This is a genomic window from Victivallis lenta, from assembly GCF_009695545.1.
Taxonomy (GTDB): domain Bacteria; phylum Verrucomicrobiota; class Lentisphaeria; order Victivallales; family Victivallaceae; genus Victivallis; species Victivallis lenta.
Genome location: NZ_VUNS01000020.1, coordinates 36,537 through 55,286 on the forward strand (window position 1 = coordinate 36,537; position 18,750 = coordinate 55,286).

The 18,750-nt window shown below is 60.0% G+C and carries 13 protein-coding genes and 1 tRNA gene; 7 read left to right on the forward strand and 7 right to left on the reverse strand.

Features of this window, described 5'->3' with window-relative positions; translation table 11 throughout:
- The first annotated feature begins 127 nt into the window (after positions 1-127).
- The 4 genes from clpP to FYJ85_RS16045 are packed head-to-tail and all read left to right on the forward strand — an operon-like array spanning position 128 to position 4,222.
- Positions 128-733, forward strand: coding sequence for an ATP-dependent Clp endopeptidase proteolytic subunit ClpP (gene clpP / locus FYJ85_RS16030; protein ID WP_106054086.1), 606 nt, complete (start codon positions 128-130; stop codon positions 731-733).
- 6 nt (positions 734-739) lie between these two features.
- Positions 740-2,083: an ATP-dependent Clp protease ATP-binding subunit ClpX gene (gene clpX / locus FYJ85_RS16035; protein WP_106054085.1), complete on the forward strand. Its 1,344-nt coding sequence runs from the start codon at positions 740-742 to the stop codon at positions 2,081-2,083.
- 22 nt (positions 2,084-2,105) lie between these two features.
- Complete coding sequence (locus FYJ85_RS16040) at positions 2,106-3,230, forward strand: serine/threonine-protein kinase (RefSeq protein ID WP_158704097.1); 1,125 nt, start codon at positions 2,106-2,108, stop codon at positions 3,228-3,230.
- Positions 3,231-3,232: 2 nt separating this feature from the next.
- Positions 3,233-4,222 carry a Gfo/Idh/MocA family protein gene (locus FYJ85_RS16045; protein WP_106054083.1) on the forward strand — a complete coding sequence of 330 codons (990 nt, stop codon included), beginning with the start codon at positions 3,233-3,235 and terminating at the stop codon, positions 4,220-4,222.
- A 91-nt stretch (positions 4,223-4,313) separates the two neighbouring features.
- Here FYJ85_RS16045 and FYJ85_RS23235 read toward each other — a convergent pair whose 3' ends face one another.
- Positions 4,314-5,585 carry a sigma-70 family RNA polymerase sigma factor gene (locus FYJ85_RS23235; RefSeq protein WP_206213244.1) on the reverse strand — a complete coding sequence of 424 codons (1,272 nt, stop codon included), beginning with the start codon at positions 5,583-5,585 and terminating at the stop codon, positions 4,314-4,316.
- Positions 5,586-5,839: 254 nt separating this feature from the next.
- On the opposite strand from FYJ85_RS23235, the gene mfd reads away from it, so the two are divergent.
- A complete protein-coding gene (gene mfd / locus FYJ85_RS16055) occupies positions 5,840-9,142 on the forward strand; it encodes a transcription-repair coupling factor (protein ID WP_154419493.1) in 3,303 nt (1,100 codons plus the stop codon).
- The gene (locus FYJ85_RS16060; protein ID WP_154419494.1) at positions 9,139-11,010 is read left to right on the forward strand and encodes a M48 family metalloprotease; all 1,872 of its coding nucleotides are present in this window, start codon (positions 9,139-9,141) and stop codon (positions 11,008-11,010) included. Before mfd ends, FYJ85_RS16060 begins: the two co-directional genes overlap by 4 nt.
- A gap of 244 nt (positions 11,011-11,254) precedes the next feature.
- On the opposite strand, the gene FYJ85_RS16065 is transcribed toward FYJ85_RS16060, so the two are convergent.
- From FYJ85_RS16065 to FYJ85_RS16090, 6 genes are all read right to left on the reverse strand, one after another.
- Positions 11,255-11,659, reverse strand: a complete 405-nt coding sequence (locus tag FYJ85_RS16065; RefSeq protein WP_154419495.1) for a thermonuclease family protein — start codon at positions 11,657-11,659, stop codon at positions 11,255-11,257.
- Positions 11,660-11,935: 276 nt separating this feature from the next.
- Complete coding sequence (locus tag FYJ85_RS16070; protein WP_154419496.1) at positions 11,936-12,277, reverse strand: HepT-like ribonuclease domain-containing protein; 342 nt, start codon at positions 12,275-12,277, stop codon at positions 11,936-11,938.
- A complete protein-coding gene (locus FYJ85_RS16075) occupies positions 12,274-12,567 on the reverse strand; it encodes a nucleotidyltransferase family protein (RefSeq protein ID WP_154419497.1) in 294 nt (97 codons plus the stop codon). Before FYJ85_RS16075 ends, FYJ85_RS16070 begins: the two co-directional genes overlap by 4 nt.
- A gap of 367 nt (positions 12,568-12,934) precedes the next feature.
- A tRNA-Cys gene (locus tag FYJ85_RS16080) sits at positions 12,935-13,008 on the reverse strand.
- 126 nt (positions 13,009-13,134) lie between these two features.
- Positions 13,135-14,817 carry a solute:sodium symporter family transporter gene (locus FYJ85_RS16085; RefSeq protein ID WP_154419498.1) on the reverse strand — a complete coding sequence of 561 codons (1,683 nt, stop codon included), beginning with the start codon at positions 14,815-14,817 and terminating at the stop codon, positions 13,135-13,137.
- Positions 14,818-15,090: 273 nt separating this feature from the next.
- Positions 15,091-16,227: an aldo/keto reductase gene (locus tag FYJ85_RS16090; RefSeq protein WP_154419499.1), complete on the reverse strand. Its 1,137-nt coding sequence runs from the start codon at positions 16,225-16,227 to the stop codon at positions 15,091-15,093.
- Between the two features lie 198 nt (positions 16,228-16,425).
- Between FYJ85_RS16090 and FYJ85_RS16095 the strand changes: the two genes are divergently transcribed.
- Entirely contained in the window at positions 16,426-18,741 is a 2,316-nt protein-coding gene (locus FYJ85_RS16095; protein WP_154419500.1) for a hypothetical protein, read from the forward strand.
- Positions 18,742-18,750 lie beyond the last annotated feature (9 nt).

The window sequence follows — 18,750 nt, forward strand, 5'->3', positions numbered from 1 at the left end:
GGAGCGGCCTGACGCGGCTCTTTCTGTGTTTGAAGAGGGAGAGGAGGCGGCGGCGCCCCCGCGAGGACGCCGCCGGGTTGACAGTTCAGTCAGCGTATCAGAATAAACATAACATGAGGTGATGCACATGAAAAGCAACTCTTTTCTGGTTCCGATGGTGGTCGAACAGACCGGTCAGGGCGAAAGAGCTTTCGATATTTACAGCCGGCTGCTGAAAGACCGGATCATTCTGCTCGGCACCCCGATTGACGACGATGTCGCGAATCTCGTGGTGGCCCAGCTGCTGTTCCTGCAGGCGGAAGACCCGAAAAAGGACATCGATCTTTACATCAACAGCCCCGGCGGCTCCGTGACGGCCGGGCTGGCGATCTACGACACGATGCAGATTCTCTCCTGCGACGTCAAGACCTACTGCGTGGGGCAGTGCGCGTCGATGGGGGCCGTGCTGCTCTGCGCCGGCGCGGAAGGCAAGCGGTTCGCGCTGCCGAACAGCCGGATCATGATCCACCAGCCGTGGGGCGGCGCCCAGGGGACCGCGGCCGACATCGACATTCAGGCCAAAGAGATCCTGCGGTTGAAGTCGATGCTGAACAACATCATCGCGACGCACACGAAACAGCCGGTCAAAAAGATCGAAAAGGACACCGAACGCGACTTCTTCATGGGCGCCGACGAGGCGGTCAAGTACGGAATCGTCGACAAGGTGGTCTCCAAACCTTCTCAGGGGAAATAACAGACGATGGCGGGAAAAAAAGGTAACGACAGCAAACTCATGTGCGCCTTCTGCGGCGCGCGCGAAGGCGATGAACCGCAGGTGATTTTTGCGCCGAGCGGGTACGAGGGGCTGGCGATCTGTTCGAACTGTCTCCGGAACGGTTACGAAGCGCTCTGTCAGGAAAAACAGGCGAAGAAGAATGTTCCGCCCGTCCTCGACCTGAACGTGCCGACTCCGGCCGCGATCAAAGCGGAATTGGACGCTTATGTGATCGGCCAGGAACATACCAAGCGCGTGCTCGCCGTTGCCGTTCACAACCACTATAAACGGCTGCAGACTCAGGCCGGCATTCACCGCAAGGCGAATGCCGAGCTGTTCAAAGACGTCGAGCTCGACAAGAGCAACGTCCTGCTGCTCGGGCCGACCGGCAGCGGCAAAACGCTGCTGGCCCGGACGCTCGCCAAGCTGCTCGACGTGCCGTTCGCCATCTGCGACGCGACGACGCTGACCGAAGCCGGTTACGTCGGCGAGGATGTCGAAAACATCATCCTGCGCCTCTACCAGGCCTCCGGCAACGACATCGACCGTACGCAGATCGGCATCATCTACGTTGACGAAATCGATAAGATCGCGCGGAAAACCGAAAACGTTTCGATCACCCGCGACGTGTCGGGCGAAGGTGTGCAGCAGGCGCTGCTGAAGATCCTTGAGGGCACGGTTGCGAATGTTCCGCCGCAGGGCGGCCGCAAGCATCCGCAGCAGGAGTTCATCCGGATCGACACCTCGAACATCCTGTTCATCTGCGGCGGCGCGTTCGTCGGACTCGACAAGATCATTCAGCGGCGCTGCGGCAAGCAGGTGCTCGGCTTCAAGCGCCTCGTCGATGACGAGGCGGAGCAGGCCGAAAAAGCCGCCGCCAAGCTGGAGAAGAATCCGTATGCGAAATGCGAGCCGGAAGACCTGATCCGTTTCGGGCTGATCCCGGAATTCGTCGGCCGGCTGCCGGTCATGACCTCGCTCGAACCGCTCGAACGCGAGGACCTGATCCGCATCCTGAAGGAACCGAAGAACGCGCTGATCCGCCAGTACCAGCGCCTGCTGGCGATGGAAGGCGTCTCACTTGAATTCACGGATGAGGCGCTCGGCGCGCTGGCCGACAAGGCGGTTCAGCGCGGAACCGGCGCGCGCGGGCTGCGTGCAATCCTCGAGGAGCTGATGACCGACGTCATGTTCGACGCTCCCTCGGCGGAGGGCGTGACCCGCTGCGTCATCGATGACGCGGTCGTGCGCGGCGAAGCCGCGCCGCGGCTGCTCTGCGATTCGGTCAAGCAGCCGGCGCGGCGTCCGGCGAAGAAAGCGCAGGCCTGAGAAAAAGGAGTCCCTGATTCTGATGGCTCAGTCCGTTGACCTGAAGACCCGCGTGATCGGCCCGGATACCGCCGTGCCGGAAACCGGCGACGGTGTCGATGTCTTCTCTTCGCTGCCGATCAAACCGCAGGAGCGGTACAAGTTCCTGCGGTCGGTCGGTTTCGGCGGAATGAAGAGTGTGCTGCTGGTCTTCGACCGGGATACCGGCCGTGAAGTCGCCATGGCGATCATGCCGGATTTCCGCGACCGGCCGAAGAGCGATCTCGAACGGTTCGTCCGCGAGGCGCGGCTGACTGCCCAGCTCGAACATCCGAACATCGTTCCGGTGCACGATCTCGGCATCGACAGCTCGGGCTCGCCGTTCTTCACAATGAAATACCTGCACGGGCAGTCGCTTTCGTCGGTGCTGCGCAAGCTCGCCAAGGGCGACGCCGAGGCGGTGCACCGCTTCAGCCAGCTCCGGCTGCTGCAGATTTTCATCCGGATCTGCAACGCGGTCGAATTCGCGCATTCGCAGGGAATCTGCCACCTCGACATCAAGCCGGAGAATGTGAATATCGGCGACTTCGGCGAAGTGCTGCTGCTGGACTGGGGGCTGGCCCGGGTCATCTCCCCGCATTCGCGGCTCGCCTCGCCCAATACGGAGGACGTCGACGCGAACGGGCATGTGAAGGGAACTCCCGGCTACATGGCGCCGGAACAGATCCGGCTGCTGAAGGAGCATCCGGTCGGCTTCCGGTCGGACATCTACTCGCTCGGCGGAATCCTGTATGCGATGCTTTCGCTGTCGAATCCGCTCTCGCGGCTGCCGATGGAGGAGATTCTGCGCCGGACGACCTCCGGCGAAATTCCGCCTCCGTCCGACGTGGCGCCCGACGAGCGTCATATTCCGGCTGCTCTCGAGGCGATCTGCCAGAAAGCGATGGCCCTGAACCCGGACGACCGCTATCAGACCGTAGCCGAGCTGCGGGAGGACATCTTCGCCTTCCAGACCGGCTATGTGCCGAAGGCTGAAAACGCCTCGCCGCTGAAGCATGCCGGGCTGTTCCTCGGACGGAATCTTCTGATCCTGATGATCCTGCTCGTCCTGTTCCTTGCGCTGTCGCTGGCGACGCTGGCCTACTACTATTTCAATGCGGTGAATTGACCATGATACGGTTTGCGACGATCGGCACGAATTTCGTCACCGGCTGGTTCCTCGAAGCCGCCCGCGAATGCCGGGAACTGCATTATGCGGCCGCCTGTTCGCGGAGCGGAGATAAAGCGCGCGGCTTTGCCGCGGAGCACGGCGCGGACGGCATCCACACCGACCTCACCGCACTGGCGGAGGACGCCGGAATCGACGCGGTCTATATCGCCAGCCCGAACAGCCTGCATTTCGAGCAGGCGGCGCTCATGCTGTCGCACGGGAAGCACGTGCTGCTGGAGAAGCCGGCCGCCTCGAACCGGCGGGAGCTGTCCAAATTGCTGGAGATCGCGAAGACGAACCGGGTCATCCTGCTCGAAGCGATGCGCTCGGTGTTCGACCCCGGCTTTGCGGCCGTTGAACAGGCGCTGCCGCGGCTTGGCAGAATCCGCCGTGCGAGTTTTCAATACTGCCAATATTCGTCGCGTTACGACAAATTCAAAGCCGGAATCATCGAAAACGCCTTCAACCCGGCCTACTCCAACGGAGCGCTGATGGATATCGGCGTCTACTGCGTGCATCCGCTGGTCCGGCTGTTCGGCCGCCCGGACCGGATTCTGGCTGATGCGGTGATTCTCGACAACGGCGTGGACGGCGCCGGAACGATCCTGGCCGGATACGACTGCGGCATGCAGGCGGAGCTGGTCTATTCGAAAATCACAAACAGCCGGGTTCCCAGCCAGATTCAGGGAGAGGAAGGCAGCATGGTGATCCGGGAGATCGCAAATCCGCGCGAAGTCACGATTTTTTACCGGAACGGCGGGGAGGAGACGGTCTTCGCCGGGCCCGATCGCCGGAACATGATTTTCGAAGTGCGGGAGTGGGTCCGGCTGATCCGGGAGGGCGCCCCCGACAACCCGCACAACCGCTATTCCCTGCTGGAGCTCGAAGTCATGGACGAGGCGCGCCGTCAGACCGGAATCCGCTTCCCGGCGGACGACATCAGGCCCTGATCCTTCCCTCGTCATCGCAACGGCAAAAAAAACAGGAGCCGAAGGACAGCCTGCCCTCCGCTCCCGCGTCGTTGCCGCACCGGTTGAACGGTCAGTCGGCGGCGAAGCCGGCTTCATCCACCAGCAACTGCTTCAGCTTTGAAAGCGCCTGATTCTGGATCTGGCGGACACGTTCGCGGGTGCGGCCGATCTCCTGACTGACCTCTTCGAGGGTCAGCGGCCGGTTGCCGCGCAGCCCGAACCGCATTTCAAGGATGCGCCGTTCGCGTTCTTCCAGTTTCTCGAGCAGGTCCATCAGCCGGAACACCGATTCGACGTCGCCGAGAATCTGGTCGGGCGTCATGGCGTGACGGTCCGGAATGATATCCTGGAATTCGCCCTCCTCCCCCTGCTGGATCGGGTCATGCAGCGAAAAGGTGCGCAGATCGGCGAGCCGGAGTCCGGCCACGGTGCGTTCACTGAAGTCGAGATGCTCGGCGATTTCGGCGTCGGTCGGTTCACGCCCGAGCTCTTCGGTCAGTTTCATGCGGACGGATTTGATCTTGTTGATCTTGCCGGCCGACTGCACCGGGATGCGGATGGTGCGGCTCTGGTTTGCGAGCGCGCGGCGCATCGACTGTTTGATCCACCAGGCTGCATAGCTGGAAAATTTCGCGCCCTTGGCCGGATCGAATTTCTCGACCGCGCGCATAAGGCCGATATTGCCTTCGCTGATGAGGTCCAGAAGCGGCAGCCCCAGCCCCTTGAAGTCGTGGGCGATCTTGACCACCAGACGGAGATTCGCCTTGATCAGCGTCGAACGCGCATCTTCGTGACGGTCCTCATCGCAGCCGTGAATGGCATCTGCCAGCTCGGCCTCTTCCTTCTTGTTCACGAGCGGAATACGGGCGATCTCGCCCATATAGACCTTCATCGTATCGTTCTTGGCGCCGGCCACCACTTTGGAGTCAAGCGCGATCTTGCGGGCCGATTCCTTCTCCTGCTTGGTACGGGGACGGGCGACAGCGGAAACATCGACGGCCTTGCGGCGGCTTTTCGCAACGCTTTCGGGAACCTCCCTGAAGCTCTCCTCCTCGTCGGCAGCCGGAGCAACCGGCTTCGCGGCGGCCCCCTTCGGCATGAACTTGGTCGGCGGAGCTTCAACCTTCCTGATCAGCAGCTTGCCCTTCGGCCGCGGATCGGCGGAAGGGGCCTCGCTCTCTTCCGGCAGCTCGTCCGGAACATCGAGACGTCTCGCCGACTCCTCCTCCCCGGCTGCGGAAACCCGGATGGATTTCCTGAGTTTGACTTCTTCATCAAGGCCGGCGGTCACTTCGCCCGCCCGGTCCTTCCCGAGATTCGACCCACTCTTTTTCACAGGCATAACGGTCCCCAACTCTTCCGCAAAACGAAAACGATTCACCGAATACATTTTCCCATGCGGAAACATGAAAAAAATTGAAATTTATAAAAAAATAATGCCGTATCCACTATAAAAAATCGGCTTTCCGGCATATAATAAAACGAGCACAGAAGATACGAACCGCCGGGAACCGGCAAATTGATCAAATGCTCAATAAACGTGTTTCCACAAATTTACCAAGATAAAGCTTTCCTGCTGAAAGTCAAGTCATTAAAATGAGAAACTGGAAAAAAATACTGAAAAAACAGCTGGAAACCGGCGGAGATGCCGGAATCAGCCGTTCCGGAGTCGATCCGGGCAGCATCGCCTTCCTTCTGATCCAGGCCGTCAGGAAACTCGGCAAGCCTCTGGTCGCGGCGTTTCCGGAGCTCAAGCTGGCCGACCGCGCGGCGGCGGAGTGCGAAGCCGCCGCGGCGCTGACCGGCATCCCGCTGCGCATACTCCCGATCCCGGAATGCGGCCGGGGCAAACTGCTGTTTCCGGGGGGAGAGGCGCGGCGGGCACGGGCGCTCAACGCGGCGCTGACCGATGCCTTCGATCTTTACATCGGGAGTGTCCACGCCCTGACTGCTCCCGCGCCGAAGCCGGCCGAAACCCGGGAGTCCACTCTGATCCTGCGCCCCGGGCTTGAAATCCCGCCCGCGGCGCTGCTCGAAAAACTGGTCAAACTCGATTACGACGACGAATACGAGGCAACCGTATCGGGTGAGTTCGCCCGGCGCGGCGGCATCGTCGACCTGTTCAGTCCGGCGCACGATTTTCCATGCCGGGTCGAATTCTTCGGGGACGAAATCGATTCGCTGCGGAGTTTCGCGCCGGAGACGCAGCGCTCAACCGGTCCGCTTGATGAATACCGGGTGATCGGCCGGGCCGGCATCACGGCCGGGGGCGCGGCCGAAGCGGACTTCTTCGACTACCTGGCCGGAGTCGACTTCTCGTTTCTCTCCGTCTATCCCGAAGCCGGACGCGAACGGCTCGGGAAATACTCGGGAGCCGAAGCCGTCGGCCGGTTGGACGAAATCGACCGGCTCTGTGCAAAGCGGGAGGGCTCTTTCGCTTTTTACGACAGTACCGAAGGGGCCTTCCACCCCGAAACGCCGCCTTCGGAAATCGAACCGCCGCTGCCGTCACCGGAGACGGACGGCGGAAGCGTATTCGCGCCGGAAGCGCGCGAAGGCGCCTGCCGGATGGCCCGGCAACTGCTGGAGGACCACCTGCGCCGGGCGCTCGAAACCGGTTATGAGGTCGTGCTGGTCGCGCCCCACCGGGAGAATCTCCCCGCGCTGCGGGCCTACTGCCGCCGCATGGGACTTGATACGGCCGGACTCTCCTGCGATGCGGCACGACTCGGGTGCGGTTTCTCCCTGCCGGAAGAAAAACTGCTGGTCATCACCGAACGGGAGCTGGTCACCTGCGGCTACACGCACGACCCGCACGAACTCGAACTCGAAGAGGCGCTCGAAGAACAGGCCGCCGCCGAAGTCGAACCGGAACCGGTCCGGGTCCCGGAGTTTTCGCTGGCCGACCTCGACTACGGCGATTACGCCGTCCATCTCGACCACGGCATCGGCATCTTCCGCGGCTTCAAGACACTGAATACGCGGGGAATCGTCCGGGAAGTCCTCACCCTCGAATACAAGGACGGCCAGCTGCTTTACGTGCCGCTTCTGCAGGCCCACAAAGTCAGCCGCTACCTCGGCAGCCCCGGCAAGGTGCATCTTCACGCGCTCGGCGGCGCGAAGTGGGGCAGAGACAAGGAGTCGGCGCGCCACGGCGTGCGCTCCTATGCGGCGGACATGCTGCGTCTGCAGGCGATGCGGCAGTCGGCTCCCGGCATCGTGTTCCCGAAGGACAACGGCGAATGCCGCGCGTTCGTCCGGGCCTTTCCGTTCTCCGACACGCCGGATCAGCGCCGTTCGACCGACGAGGTGTTCGCGGATATGGAGTCGTCCCGGCCGATGGACCGGCTGCTCTGCGGCGACGTCGGCTACGGAAAAACCGAGATCGCGATGCGGGCCGCCTTCAAAGCGGTCGAAGCCGGCTATCAGGTTGCGATCCTCGCCCCGACGACCGTGCTGGCCCAGCAGCACTACAACAGCTTCCGCGAACGGTTCGCGGAGTATCCGTTCACGATCGAGGTGCTGAGCCGGTTCCGGACCGGCGCCGAGCAGGGCGACATCATGCGGCGCGTCGGCACCGGCGGCATCGACATCCTGATCGGGACCCACCGGCTCTGCAACCCGGAGCTGCGCTTCCGGAACCTCGGGCTGGTCGTGATCGACGAGGAGCAGCGGTTCGGCGTCAAACACAAGGAGCGGCTGCGCCGGTTCCGGGCCGAAGTCGATGTGCTGACCATGTCCGCCACGCCGATTCCGCGGACGCTCTACCTCGCCATGGCCGGTGCGCGCGACCTCTCGACGCTGATGACCGCGCCGAAGCTGCGGCTGCCGGTCAAGACGGTCATCGCCCCCGAAGAGGACAACCTCGTCGAACAGGCGATCCGGGCCGAACTCGCCCGCGGCGGGCAGGTCTACTACCTGCACAACCGGGTGCGCACGATCGACGAAAAGGCGAAGCAGCTGAAAAAGCTGATTCCGGAAGCCCGCTTCGCGGTCGCCCACGGCCAGATGCACGAACACGAGCTTGAGGAGGTCATGACCCGTTTCCTGCAGGGAGAAGTCGACTGCCTGATCTGCAGCACGATCATCGAATCGGGACTCGACGTGCCGAATGCGAACACGATTCTCATCGAACGCGCCGACCGCTTCGGGCTGGCCGAACTCTACCAGCTGCGCGGCCGGGTCGGACGGTGGAAGCATCAGGCCTATGCATACATGCTCCTGCCGAAAAGCCAGCTGGTCAGCACCGACGCGCGAAAACGGCTCGCGGCGATCCGGCGCTGTTCGAACCTCGGCGCGGGTTTCCAGCTTGCTCTGCGGGACCTCGAAATCCGCGGTTCCGGGAACCTGCTCGGCAGCGAACAGTCCGGCCATCTGAACACGATCGGCTTCGATCTCTACTGCCAGCTGCTGAAGCAGGAAGTCGCCGGCCTGCGCGGCGAACGCCACGACCTGCTGCCGGAGGTCGAGCTCGGCATCGACTTCGTAAGCTTCACGCTGACCGCCCCGGAGGGGCAGCTGGCCGCGGCGTTCCCGCCCGAATATATCGGCGGCGACCGGCTGCGTCTCGACGCATACCGGAAGCTCTCGGGGCTTGAGGACGAAGCACAGCTCACCGCCTGCGGCGAAGAGCTGCGCGACCGCTTCGGGCCGCTGCCGGAACCGGTGAAAAACCTGCTCGAAGTCATCCGCCTGCGCATTCTCGCGGCGCGGGCCGGTTATGAAATTCTCACCGTCGCCGACGGCAAAGTCACCTTGAAGAATCCGGGCGGCACCATCTTCCGCATCGACGGCAAACAGCCGGTCATCAGCTACGCAAACCCGCCGAAGCTGCGGCTGAAACACCTGCTTGAGCTGCTGCGCCGGGCGAACGAAGAGAGGGAGGCACTCCACCCGTGATTCTGGAAGAGATCAACCGGAAAGATTGGGAGAGATACGAGCAGATCGCGGTTTTCCGGCAGAAACACCCGCATCTGCATCTGGCCGGATTGTGGTTTCTGATTCTCCTCTCCTTCGGCATGGCGTTTCTGGTGATCGGAGGGATCGTCTGGATCATGCTGCGCGTCTGCGCCGCGCCGGGCACGGGGATAGTCCTGCTGGTCAATGCCGTTTTTACAATCACATTCTATCTCGCCGCATTGCGCGACCGGCCGTGGAAACAGATGATGAAACTCGAACCGCGCGATTATCCGGAACTGTATCGGAAAGTCAACTGGATCGCCTGCCGGATGAAAGCTCCGAAGATTCACCGCATCTACCTTTCGGTCGAATTCAACGCGAGCGTCGGAAGCATGTTCACCTTCGTCCCCGGACTGCGGACCAACGTGCTGATGATCGGCTACCCGCTGCTCTGTTCTCTGAGTTCCAAAGGAGTGATTGCGGTTCTGGCGCATGAATTCGGGCATGTCTCCGGCGGCCATCTTTCGCGGCAGGCTCTGTTTTTTCATATCCGCCTCTTCTGGGAAGGGCTTGAACTGGGGCTTTTCGATCTGCTGCTCTACCCGTGGAAACGCTGTTTCCTGCGGAATTTCGATCTGCTGCTCCACCCGCTTCGCCGTTCGTTCGAGCAGGAGGCCGACCGGCGGATCGTCGAGTATTTCGGCCGGGATCATCAACTTGAGGCGATGGCCCGGACGGCGATGTGCAGCCGGATAATCGCCGGAGACAGAACGCTTCAACAGCTCATGATGACGCACAGCGCGGAAGAGATCGATTTTGCTGCCGCCATCCGTTCGGCACTGACCCGGGAATGCTCTTATGATGAGTGCCGGAACGGCCTGACAGCCGCCCTGGCGGAAATACCGCCGGTTTTCGACGAGCATCCGCCGTTCCGGGAGCGGGTCGGGAAATATAACGACGCAGAAAAACTTATGCCGTACGCGACAGCCGATCCGGATGCACTTGAGAAACTGCTGCATCCCGGCAAAGTGTTTTACGAACAGCTCAACGATTATTACCGCCGTTTTTTTGCGGAAGAAATTTCGGCACTTCATGCCGATTGCGAAGAATACGCCGCCCGTCTTGCGGCTTTTGATCCCGAAGCGGTCAATGATGAACCGGAGGCGATCAGATTTCTCGAATTTCTGGAATCAATCGGCCGGAAAAAGGAGTATGAACAGCTTCTGGCCGCCGCGCGAAAGCGTTTCCCCGGCTCCCTGTCGCTCCGCGGCCTTTCCCTGGTCAGGCAGCTCGAACAAAGCGGAACGGAAGAGGGACAAAAAACGTTGATCGCCCAGATGGAAACGATCCTTTCCGAAGCGCCGCTGATGATTTACCAACTCAACGATCCGCTGATGAACTACTATTTGAGGCATGGAGAAAATGAATCCATCAAGCGGCTGCTGGATTTGCGCGACTCCGGGCTGCGCCGCGAGCAGCATCGCCTGATGCAGCCGCTGAGTGTGCGGGACGATTTGCGGCCGGCCGGCTGGAATGATTATGAAAAGGAAGAATTAAGAAAAGCATTTGCGAACAATGCGCTCCAGATCGAGGCGGTTTACCCGGTGCAGCGGTATTACGACTCGAATGTGCAGGTTTCCACCCTCTTTCTGGTCATTCGCAAACGCAGGATGCCGTACAGGAGCTTTCGCTTTCAACGTTCCGACCAGGACCTCATCTCGGATTACGAAGTTCTGGACGGAGAGGTCGTAATCGGTACTCCAGAGCTGCTGGCGCATCTGGATTCCCGGCGGATTGAGCCGGTTCTCATCCCGCTGCGGTCCCAAGGCATGAGCGAAAAAAAACGGCAGCCAGAGCCAGGAGCATAGCCGCCCGGACACAGATCGATGCGGAAAGGCGGATTGCCAAAACTTATTTATCCTGAATGAAGCTCCTCGATCCAAGGCTCGAGGCATCTTCTCGCAAATCCAGGCTCAGTTGTCGAAACAAAAGTCTTTCATACTCTCCATGAGCAGAGAGAGATCTTATCTCCACAATGAATACAAGTCAAACGGCCCCTATCCGATTATTGAACGTTCCGGCAAGAGCACCAACTGAAATTGTTTTCACGGCCTATTTCCCTCCGGTCAGATATTGTTGATTGAGTTTCGGCAGAAGCGGTTCGCCGTCGATATAGACATCGGCGCCGATTCGGAAATATTTGTCCCGGTCGATGTTTCGGAGTTCGATAACATGGGCATTGGTCAGTAAGTCTGAAAGACGTTGTTTTTCGAAGATGGCAGACAGGCGCTCTTCCGGGTCTTTGCTTCGCAGTTCGGGAGTGTTGATTCCCCGGAGACGAATGGAGATATTCTTTCCGGCAATGGCCGAATGTTCGTCGATGTCACAGGCGAAAGTGTCGCCGTCAATGACACGCAGGAGGCGAGATACTTTGACGTCGGGATAAAGTTTATCCTGTGTCTGCGGATGAGTGGCACATCCGGCCAGCAGCAGAATTCCGAACAGCAGAAGCAGCATTCTTTTCATGATTTTTCGTCTCCTTTGTCATCTTATGCCGGGATCTATCGGCAATCTTACGCAGCAGACGAAAATTTGTGCAAAAGAAGAGGTGCATCCCCAATTGCACCAACTAGAGGCCCCACTACGAGCCCACACGAGAATGCAAGAGGGGAGCACCAAAAATATGGTGCTCTCCTCCAGCAATGACTCTCGTGTTAGAAATGTAGTGGGTTTCTAGTTGAGCATCTGCTGAGAAGTCAACATTGACTTAACTTATTCAATTGTAAGATTCGGTTATTGCTCCGATATATCCTCCAATATTTTCTGTATCTGTTTTTTCAGGGCCGGCAAATCATCCATCGCCGTATCCCAGACAATACTGTAGTCAACAGCCATATAATTATGTACCAGTACATTGCGCATGGCAATGGAACGTTTCCATGAAACATCTGGATGCGCTTTCCGCAGGTCATCGGATATCCGGGCGGCGGCTTCGCCAATCATGGCGAAATTAGCGAAGACAATGTCTTTTTTATCCTGATTGCAGATAAATTCATCATAAGACACCGTCAGAGTCTCTTCGACACGGGAGATACTCTTGAGTATATGTTCCAACCGATTGATGTCAGGATTCAAAGTGCCACCATATCCTTTTCTACCTCGCGACTGAACGTGTCGCCGTTTAACGCACCCAACGAAACTACATCAACTCTGGAGTGCAGAAATTCAGACAGTTGCTCCAATAACTCCGCTTGGTCGAACAGCGTGGTTCCACGCGAAAACTTAGCGACGAAGTCCACATCACTTTCCGGCGTCTCCTCTTTTCGGGCACAGGAACCGAAGACGTAAAGTTTCTCCACCTTGTGCGCTTTCGCTATCCGGTAGATTTCATTCCGTCTGGCTCTGAGTTCGTCGAGTTTGCACATGATATCCTCCTGCTCTGTTTAAATATAAGCCGCTTACGGGAAATTTCAATTGCACCAATGAAAAATACCGATTGCATTATCGATATCTCACCGACATATCGGAGCCAAAGACGATAAAACAAAAAATCCATCCGCCTTAAGCGTTTTTACGCTCAATCAAGATGGATTGCTCATGCTGTTTCTTCCGGCTGATACCGTAAGTGAATTCATCATCGAAAACATATGAGGCGTTCAATCAGGTCCATCCAATCGGGATGCTAATGGTCAACGGCCCGAATGAATTTCCATTCTCTTTCGCAGACCGGTTCTTCTTATTTCAGCTTGGAGAGCAAAAGGGAGAAAGAGCTGGAATCAGGGCAAAAAAAATTGGAGGCGTGGACCGGAATCGAACCGGTCTGAGCGATTTTGCAGACCGCTGCCTAACCTCTTGGCTACCACGCCTCGTGATGTTTTATACTATAATCCGCGTTTCAGGAAAAGCAAATCGAAAAACTTGATTTTTTCGAAAATTCCCCTCCCGCGGCGGAAATCGTACCGCGGGAGAGTCGGAATTCCGGGCCGGTGCTTTTATTCGAACGGCACCACCGCTTCGGCGGAAGCCGGCGTCGCAACCACCTCCGTGCTCTGCGACAGCACCGAGAAATCCGCGAAGAACGCATAAATCAGCACTACCACGACCAGCAGCGCGATTCCGCACGGAACCACGTACTTCCACGGCGTCAGATCCACCTCGCCGGAGTCCTCGTGCACCCACGGCGTCGAACGCGGAAACGCATAGGCGAAGAACAGCATCACCGCGATCAGCAGCACGAAGACCACACCGAAGAAGTGCCATTGACCGCCGAACAGGTAGTTCACCGCTTCCGGAAAGGCCAGCACGCCGAGCGCAATGATGATCACACCGCCGAGCAGCGCGATCTTCGCCGCAATCGCCGGTGTGCGTTTGCTCAGAAGACCGACGAGCACCACCGCGCAGATCGGAATGTTGTAAATGCCGTTCATGGTCTGGAGATAGGTGAAGATGCTGTCCTGTCCCGCCAGCAGCGGAGCAACGATCATCGACATGGCCGCAATCAGGCAGCCGAAGTATTTGCCGGAGCGCACGACCTGGATCTCGGTCGCATCCTTCTTCCAGAGCCGTTTGTAGATGCCGAGGCTGAACAGCGTGCAGGTGCTGTTCAAAGCCGAGTTGAAGCTCGACAGGATCGCGCCGACCAGAACCGCCGCGAAGAAACCGGTCAGCCACCACGGCAGCACCTCGCGGACGAGCGTTCCGTATGCCAGAACCGACTTCAGCTCCTCCCCTCGCTGAACCACGAAAATATAGTAGGCCATGATGCCGGGAAGCACGAGGTAGAGCGGCCCGAGCAGCTTCAGCAGCCCGGTCAGCAGCACACCCTTCTGGCCTTCGGCCAGGTTGCTCGCCGCCAGCGTCCGCTGGATGATCTGCTGGTTCGTGCACCAGTAGAAAACGTTGATGATCAGGACGCCGGTGAAGATGTTCCAGAACGGAACCGGCGCCTTCGCTCCCCCGATGGAGTTCAGCCGGTCCGGAATCTCCGTCGAAAGCGTCTCGAGGCCGCCGAGAATGCCGGCGTCGCCGCCGATCAGTTTCAGCCCGAGAATCGTGATGAGAAAGCCGCCGGCCAGAAGCCCGATGCCGTTCAGCATGTCCGAAAACGCGGTCGAACGCAGCCCGCCGAGCAGCGCATAGGCCGAACCGATGAGCCCGATCACCCAGACCGAAAGCCAGAGCAGGACGGTGTGATTCTGAATCCCGGTCAGCTCCGTCAAATTCAGGATGCTCGCCATACCCTGCGCGCCGGTATAGAGGATGATCGGCAGCAGAATCGTCATGTATGCGATAAGAAAAATCAGATTGCAGATGATCTGAGTCGTGCGGTCGAAACGGATCTCAAGCAGCTGCGGCACCGTCGTAATGCCGCTCTTCAGGAAACGGGGCAGGAAGAAGAGCGCCATGGCGACCAGCGCCACCACCGCGACGACCTCCCACACCATGACCGACAGCCCGGCGCTGAACGCGTCGCCGTTCAGGCCGACCATCTGCTCGGTGGACAGGTTGGTCAGCAGCAAGGAGCCGGCGATCACCGGGAAAGTCAGCGAACGCCCGGCCAGAAAGTAACCCTTCTGCGTCTTGAGGTCCTCGCCGCGGGTGGCCAGCCAGGTCAGCAGCGCGACGAGGCCGGTAAAAAACAGAAATGAGATCAAAGTGAACCAGATTGCCGGCATAGGTCGTCCTTTCCAACTGCAGGACAGCCCGGAAGATACACGCCGGAGGCTCCAACGCATATTGGCGCTGTCCAGATTTTGATATCGATGCTACTCCGAAGACGAGCGGACCGCCGGAATCGGAGAATGGATGAATTCCAACCGGATTCCATCCATTTCCGCACGTTCCGCCACCGACAGAATATATCATGAACCCGGTTTGAGTTCAATCCGCGAGCGAACGAAAATCCAAAGAAAAACGGCGAAAATCCGCTTCGCGCTCCCGGAACCGCCTCAGCCTTCAAACAGGGCGCGCGCTTCAGCCAGATGCTTCCGGATCGGCAGCTTCTGCGGGCACTTCGACTCGCAGAGGCCGCACCCGACGCAGGCGGAGGCGTTGCGCTCCTCCTTATCCGGCGCGGAACCGATTCTCGCATAGCTGCTGCGCGCATGTTCGCGGAACCCGTAGACCCTGTCGTAGATCAATGCCTCGAGCACAGCCGGAATCCGGACGTGTTCCGGACAGGATGGACCGCAGTAGTTGCAGCCGGTGCAGTAAAGATTCCGCAGTTCGCCGCACTGCTCACGGACCCGGACGAGGGCGGCGAGCTCCGGCTCCGTCAGCGGGTCGGCGTCGGAGGCGACCCGCGTATTGGCATCCACCATCGCGGCGCTCCCCATGCCGGAGAGCGCGCACGAAACGGCGGGATTCGCCAGAACAAAGCGCAGCGCGAGCTCCGGCGTCGTGAACTTCCCGCCGAGCGCATCTTCGAAGACGCCGCCGGCAAAGGCGAGGCGGCCGCCGCCGACCGGCCCCATCGCAACGGTTCCGAGCCCTTTTCCGGCCGCATAAGCGATCATCTCCGCATTAGCTACGTCGAGCAGATTGTACTGGAAGAGGACCGACGAAAATTCGCCGGTGTCGATCAGCGTCTTCATCGCGGCGGGCCGGTCGTGGAACGAAAAGCTCAAATGCCGGATCATCCCCCGGTCCCGCGCCTTCGCGGCCTGTTCGAAAAGCCGGAATTCGCGGATCGGCCCCGAAAGCGCCGATTCGCCGATGCCGTGAAAGTGATAGAAATCGATATGGTCCGTATCGAGTTTGCGCAACTGGTTTTCGAGAATCCGCCAGAAATCGTCCGCACATTTCAGCTCGCCGAGCGGCAGTTTGGTCGAAAGCCGGACCCTGTCGCGCCAATGGTTCCGCTTCAGCGCGCGGCCGACCGCGATTTCGCTCCAGCCGCGCAGGTAGAAATAGGCGGTGTCCACATAGTTGATCCCCGCCTCGAAACCGCGGCAGAGCAGATCGATTGCCGGTTCAAGATCGGGCTCGGGCCCGTCGAGCGGAACATCCGCGACCGGCAGCCGCATCGCGCCGAAACCGAGCGCTGAAATTTCGAATCCGGTATTGCCGAATTTCCGGTACTGCATATCATCCTCCCTGGTTGTCATACAGGAAAGTATACCGGCTGTTTGCATCCGGCGCAAGTCCGATCCCCCGCACGTCAAAGAATTTTTTGAAAAATCCTCCTTTCCGCTGTTGCTTTTTTTACAAACTCATGTATAATGAATATAGTTCATCAATAATGAATATCATCCCAAACAAACCTTTCCCAAAAGGAGCCGGCCATGAATGCAGAGACCGTTTACCGGGTGGACAATGCCGAAACCGTGAAGATCAAGCACTATGCGCTGGAGACGCTGCGGGCGGATCTGGTCGGAATCGCCAATATCGGGCGTTTTGCAGGCGCGCCGGTCAAAATGAGTCCGCAGGGGGTCATGCCTTCGGCGCGGTCGGTCATCGTGATGGCGATCCACCACCCTGACGCGGCGATCGAGCTCGGCGGGAAAAAGCATCCGCAGGAGATCGGCCCGTACCAGATCCAGTACCATATGAACTGGCGGCTCGACGACATGTCGTACCGGATGAGCAATTTCCTCGAAAAGCTCGGCTGGAATGCGGTCCCGATCGTCTCATCGAACATCTGGCGCTATCGCGGCTACAAGGACCTGAAGGAGCAGTTCGCGCCGGATGTGTCGCACATCCATTCGGCGGTCGCCGCCGGCCTGGCGGAATACGGTTACAGCGGGCTGGCGATCACGCCGGAATTCGGCGCGCGCGTCCGCTTCGTCACCGTCATCACCGATGCGGAGCTGACGCCGTCGCCGCTGCTCGAACCGGGCTCGGTCTGCGACAGCTGCATGATCTGCAAGCGCGAGTGCCGTTCGGGCGCGCTCTCGAAGGAGATCAAGGGGTGGAACGTCATCGAGTACGAAGGCAGACAATACCGTTACGCGAACAAGAATCTCTGGCGCTGCTCGTGGGGGGAACACTTCGACCTCGACCTCGACCTGCCGATTCCGGACGTCGTCGACGAGAAGGTCATCATGGAGGCGACCGTGAAATACGGCCGCCGCGGCGGAGAGATGGGCTCATGCCTGCGCTACTGCCTGCCGAAGGCGCTGCGCTACTGGGACAGGGATTATACGAACGCGCCGCGCCGCCGCCGCCGGTATATCGAAAACCCGGAGGTGCAGGGGGCGGTTCCCCGCGGCCTTTTCGAAGAGATCCGGGCTCTCGGCGGCGGGTGGGGAGTCGATCATGTCGTGGTCCGGAGCGCCGACGAACTCCGGGAAAGCTCCGGAATCGATATCGGCGCACTGATGCCGGGGGCGATCCGCAGCGTCAGCATGGTTTCGATGCGCCGGCCGCTGTCGCTGTGCGACGGAATCCCGAACCGGGAGCGGAATCTGCCCGACGCGGCCTGGAGCCCGATCATGACGCAGGCCGGCTATGACGCGGTCCGCCTGCTCGAAAAGTTCGGCTATTCGGCCTGCCAGTACCTCAATTTCCCGGAGGAGACATTTGCAGCTTCGCTGACCGGAGCGCCCGGAATGGAGATCCGGACGCTGACGCTGCTGACCGATGCGCCGCTGCCGCTGACCGGCAGCGAACTGCCGTTCTCCGCCCGGCGGAACGGCCCGCCGCGCGAGCTGACCGACCGCCTGGAAGAAGAAGCGCGCCTGCGAGAATGCGACCTCTTCGGAGTGGCGCCGGCGGAGCGGCTCGCCGCGATCGTTCCGGATCTGAAGGCGATCTTCGAGGGTGAGGTCGAATATGTCGGCCGGAACAAGGCCGATTCGTTTCACAAGCCGTACGATCCGGTCGTCACGAAGGAGGCGCGCCGGGTCTGCGGCCCGGCAGACTATCTGCCGGGTGCGAAATCGGTCATCGTGATCGGGCTGCGCATGCCGAAAGCCACAGTGGACATCACGGCGCGGACGCCGGCCGAGGCGGCCGGCCCCTACGTATTCGCCCAGTATGAGACGATCATGCGGCTGCGGGTGGCGGCCTGGAATCTGACCGGACTGCTTGAGGCGGCCGGATACCGCGGCGTCTACACGCTCGACCTGCACAACACCGGGTCAGTCTGCATGAATCCGCGCGGCGAATACCCGGACGCGTTCAGCAACGCATTCGCCGCAGTCGGGGCGGGGCTGGGGGCGCTGAGCCTCTGCGGCTCGGTCGTGAATCCGCGATTCGGTTCGAACATGCGCTACGTCGCAATCGTGACCGATGCGGAGCTCGCGCCGAACGAGGTGCTGAAATCGGTGGAGCTGGGCTGCGCCGGCTGTTCCGGCAGCTGCTTCTCGGCCTGCAAAACCGCCGCGTTCCAGCCGGAGGTGCACGAGATCGTGCTCGGCGGCGTGCCGCAGCGCTTCCGCAAATTCGACGTGAACCGCTGCAACTGGGCCAAGCGTTACAGCCTGGTCGGGTCGGAGGGGAACCAATACACCGGCTGGCACCTCGACCTCGCCTATCCCGAGCAGCTCAATGAGGAGACGCTGGCGGATGCGCTCCGGCAGCTGCCGCACATCGAAAAAATCCGGCCCTGCAACTTCGAACAGTGTGTGCTCGCCTGTCCGCATGCCAGAAAGCAATAACCAGGAAAG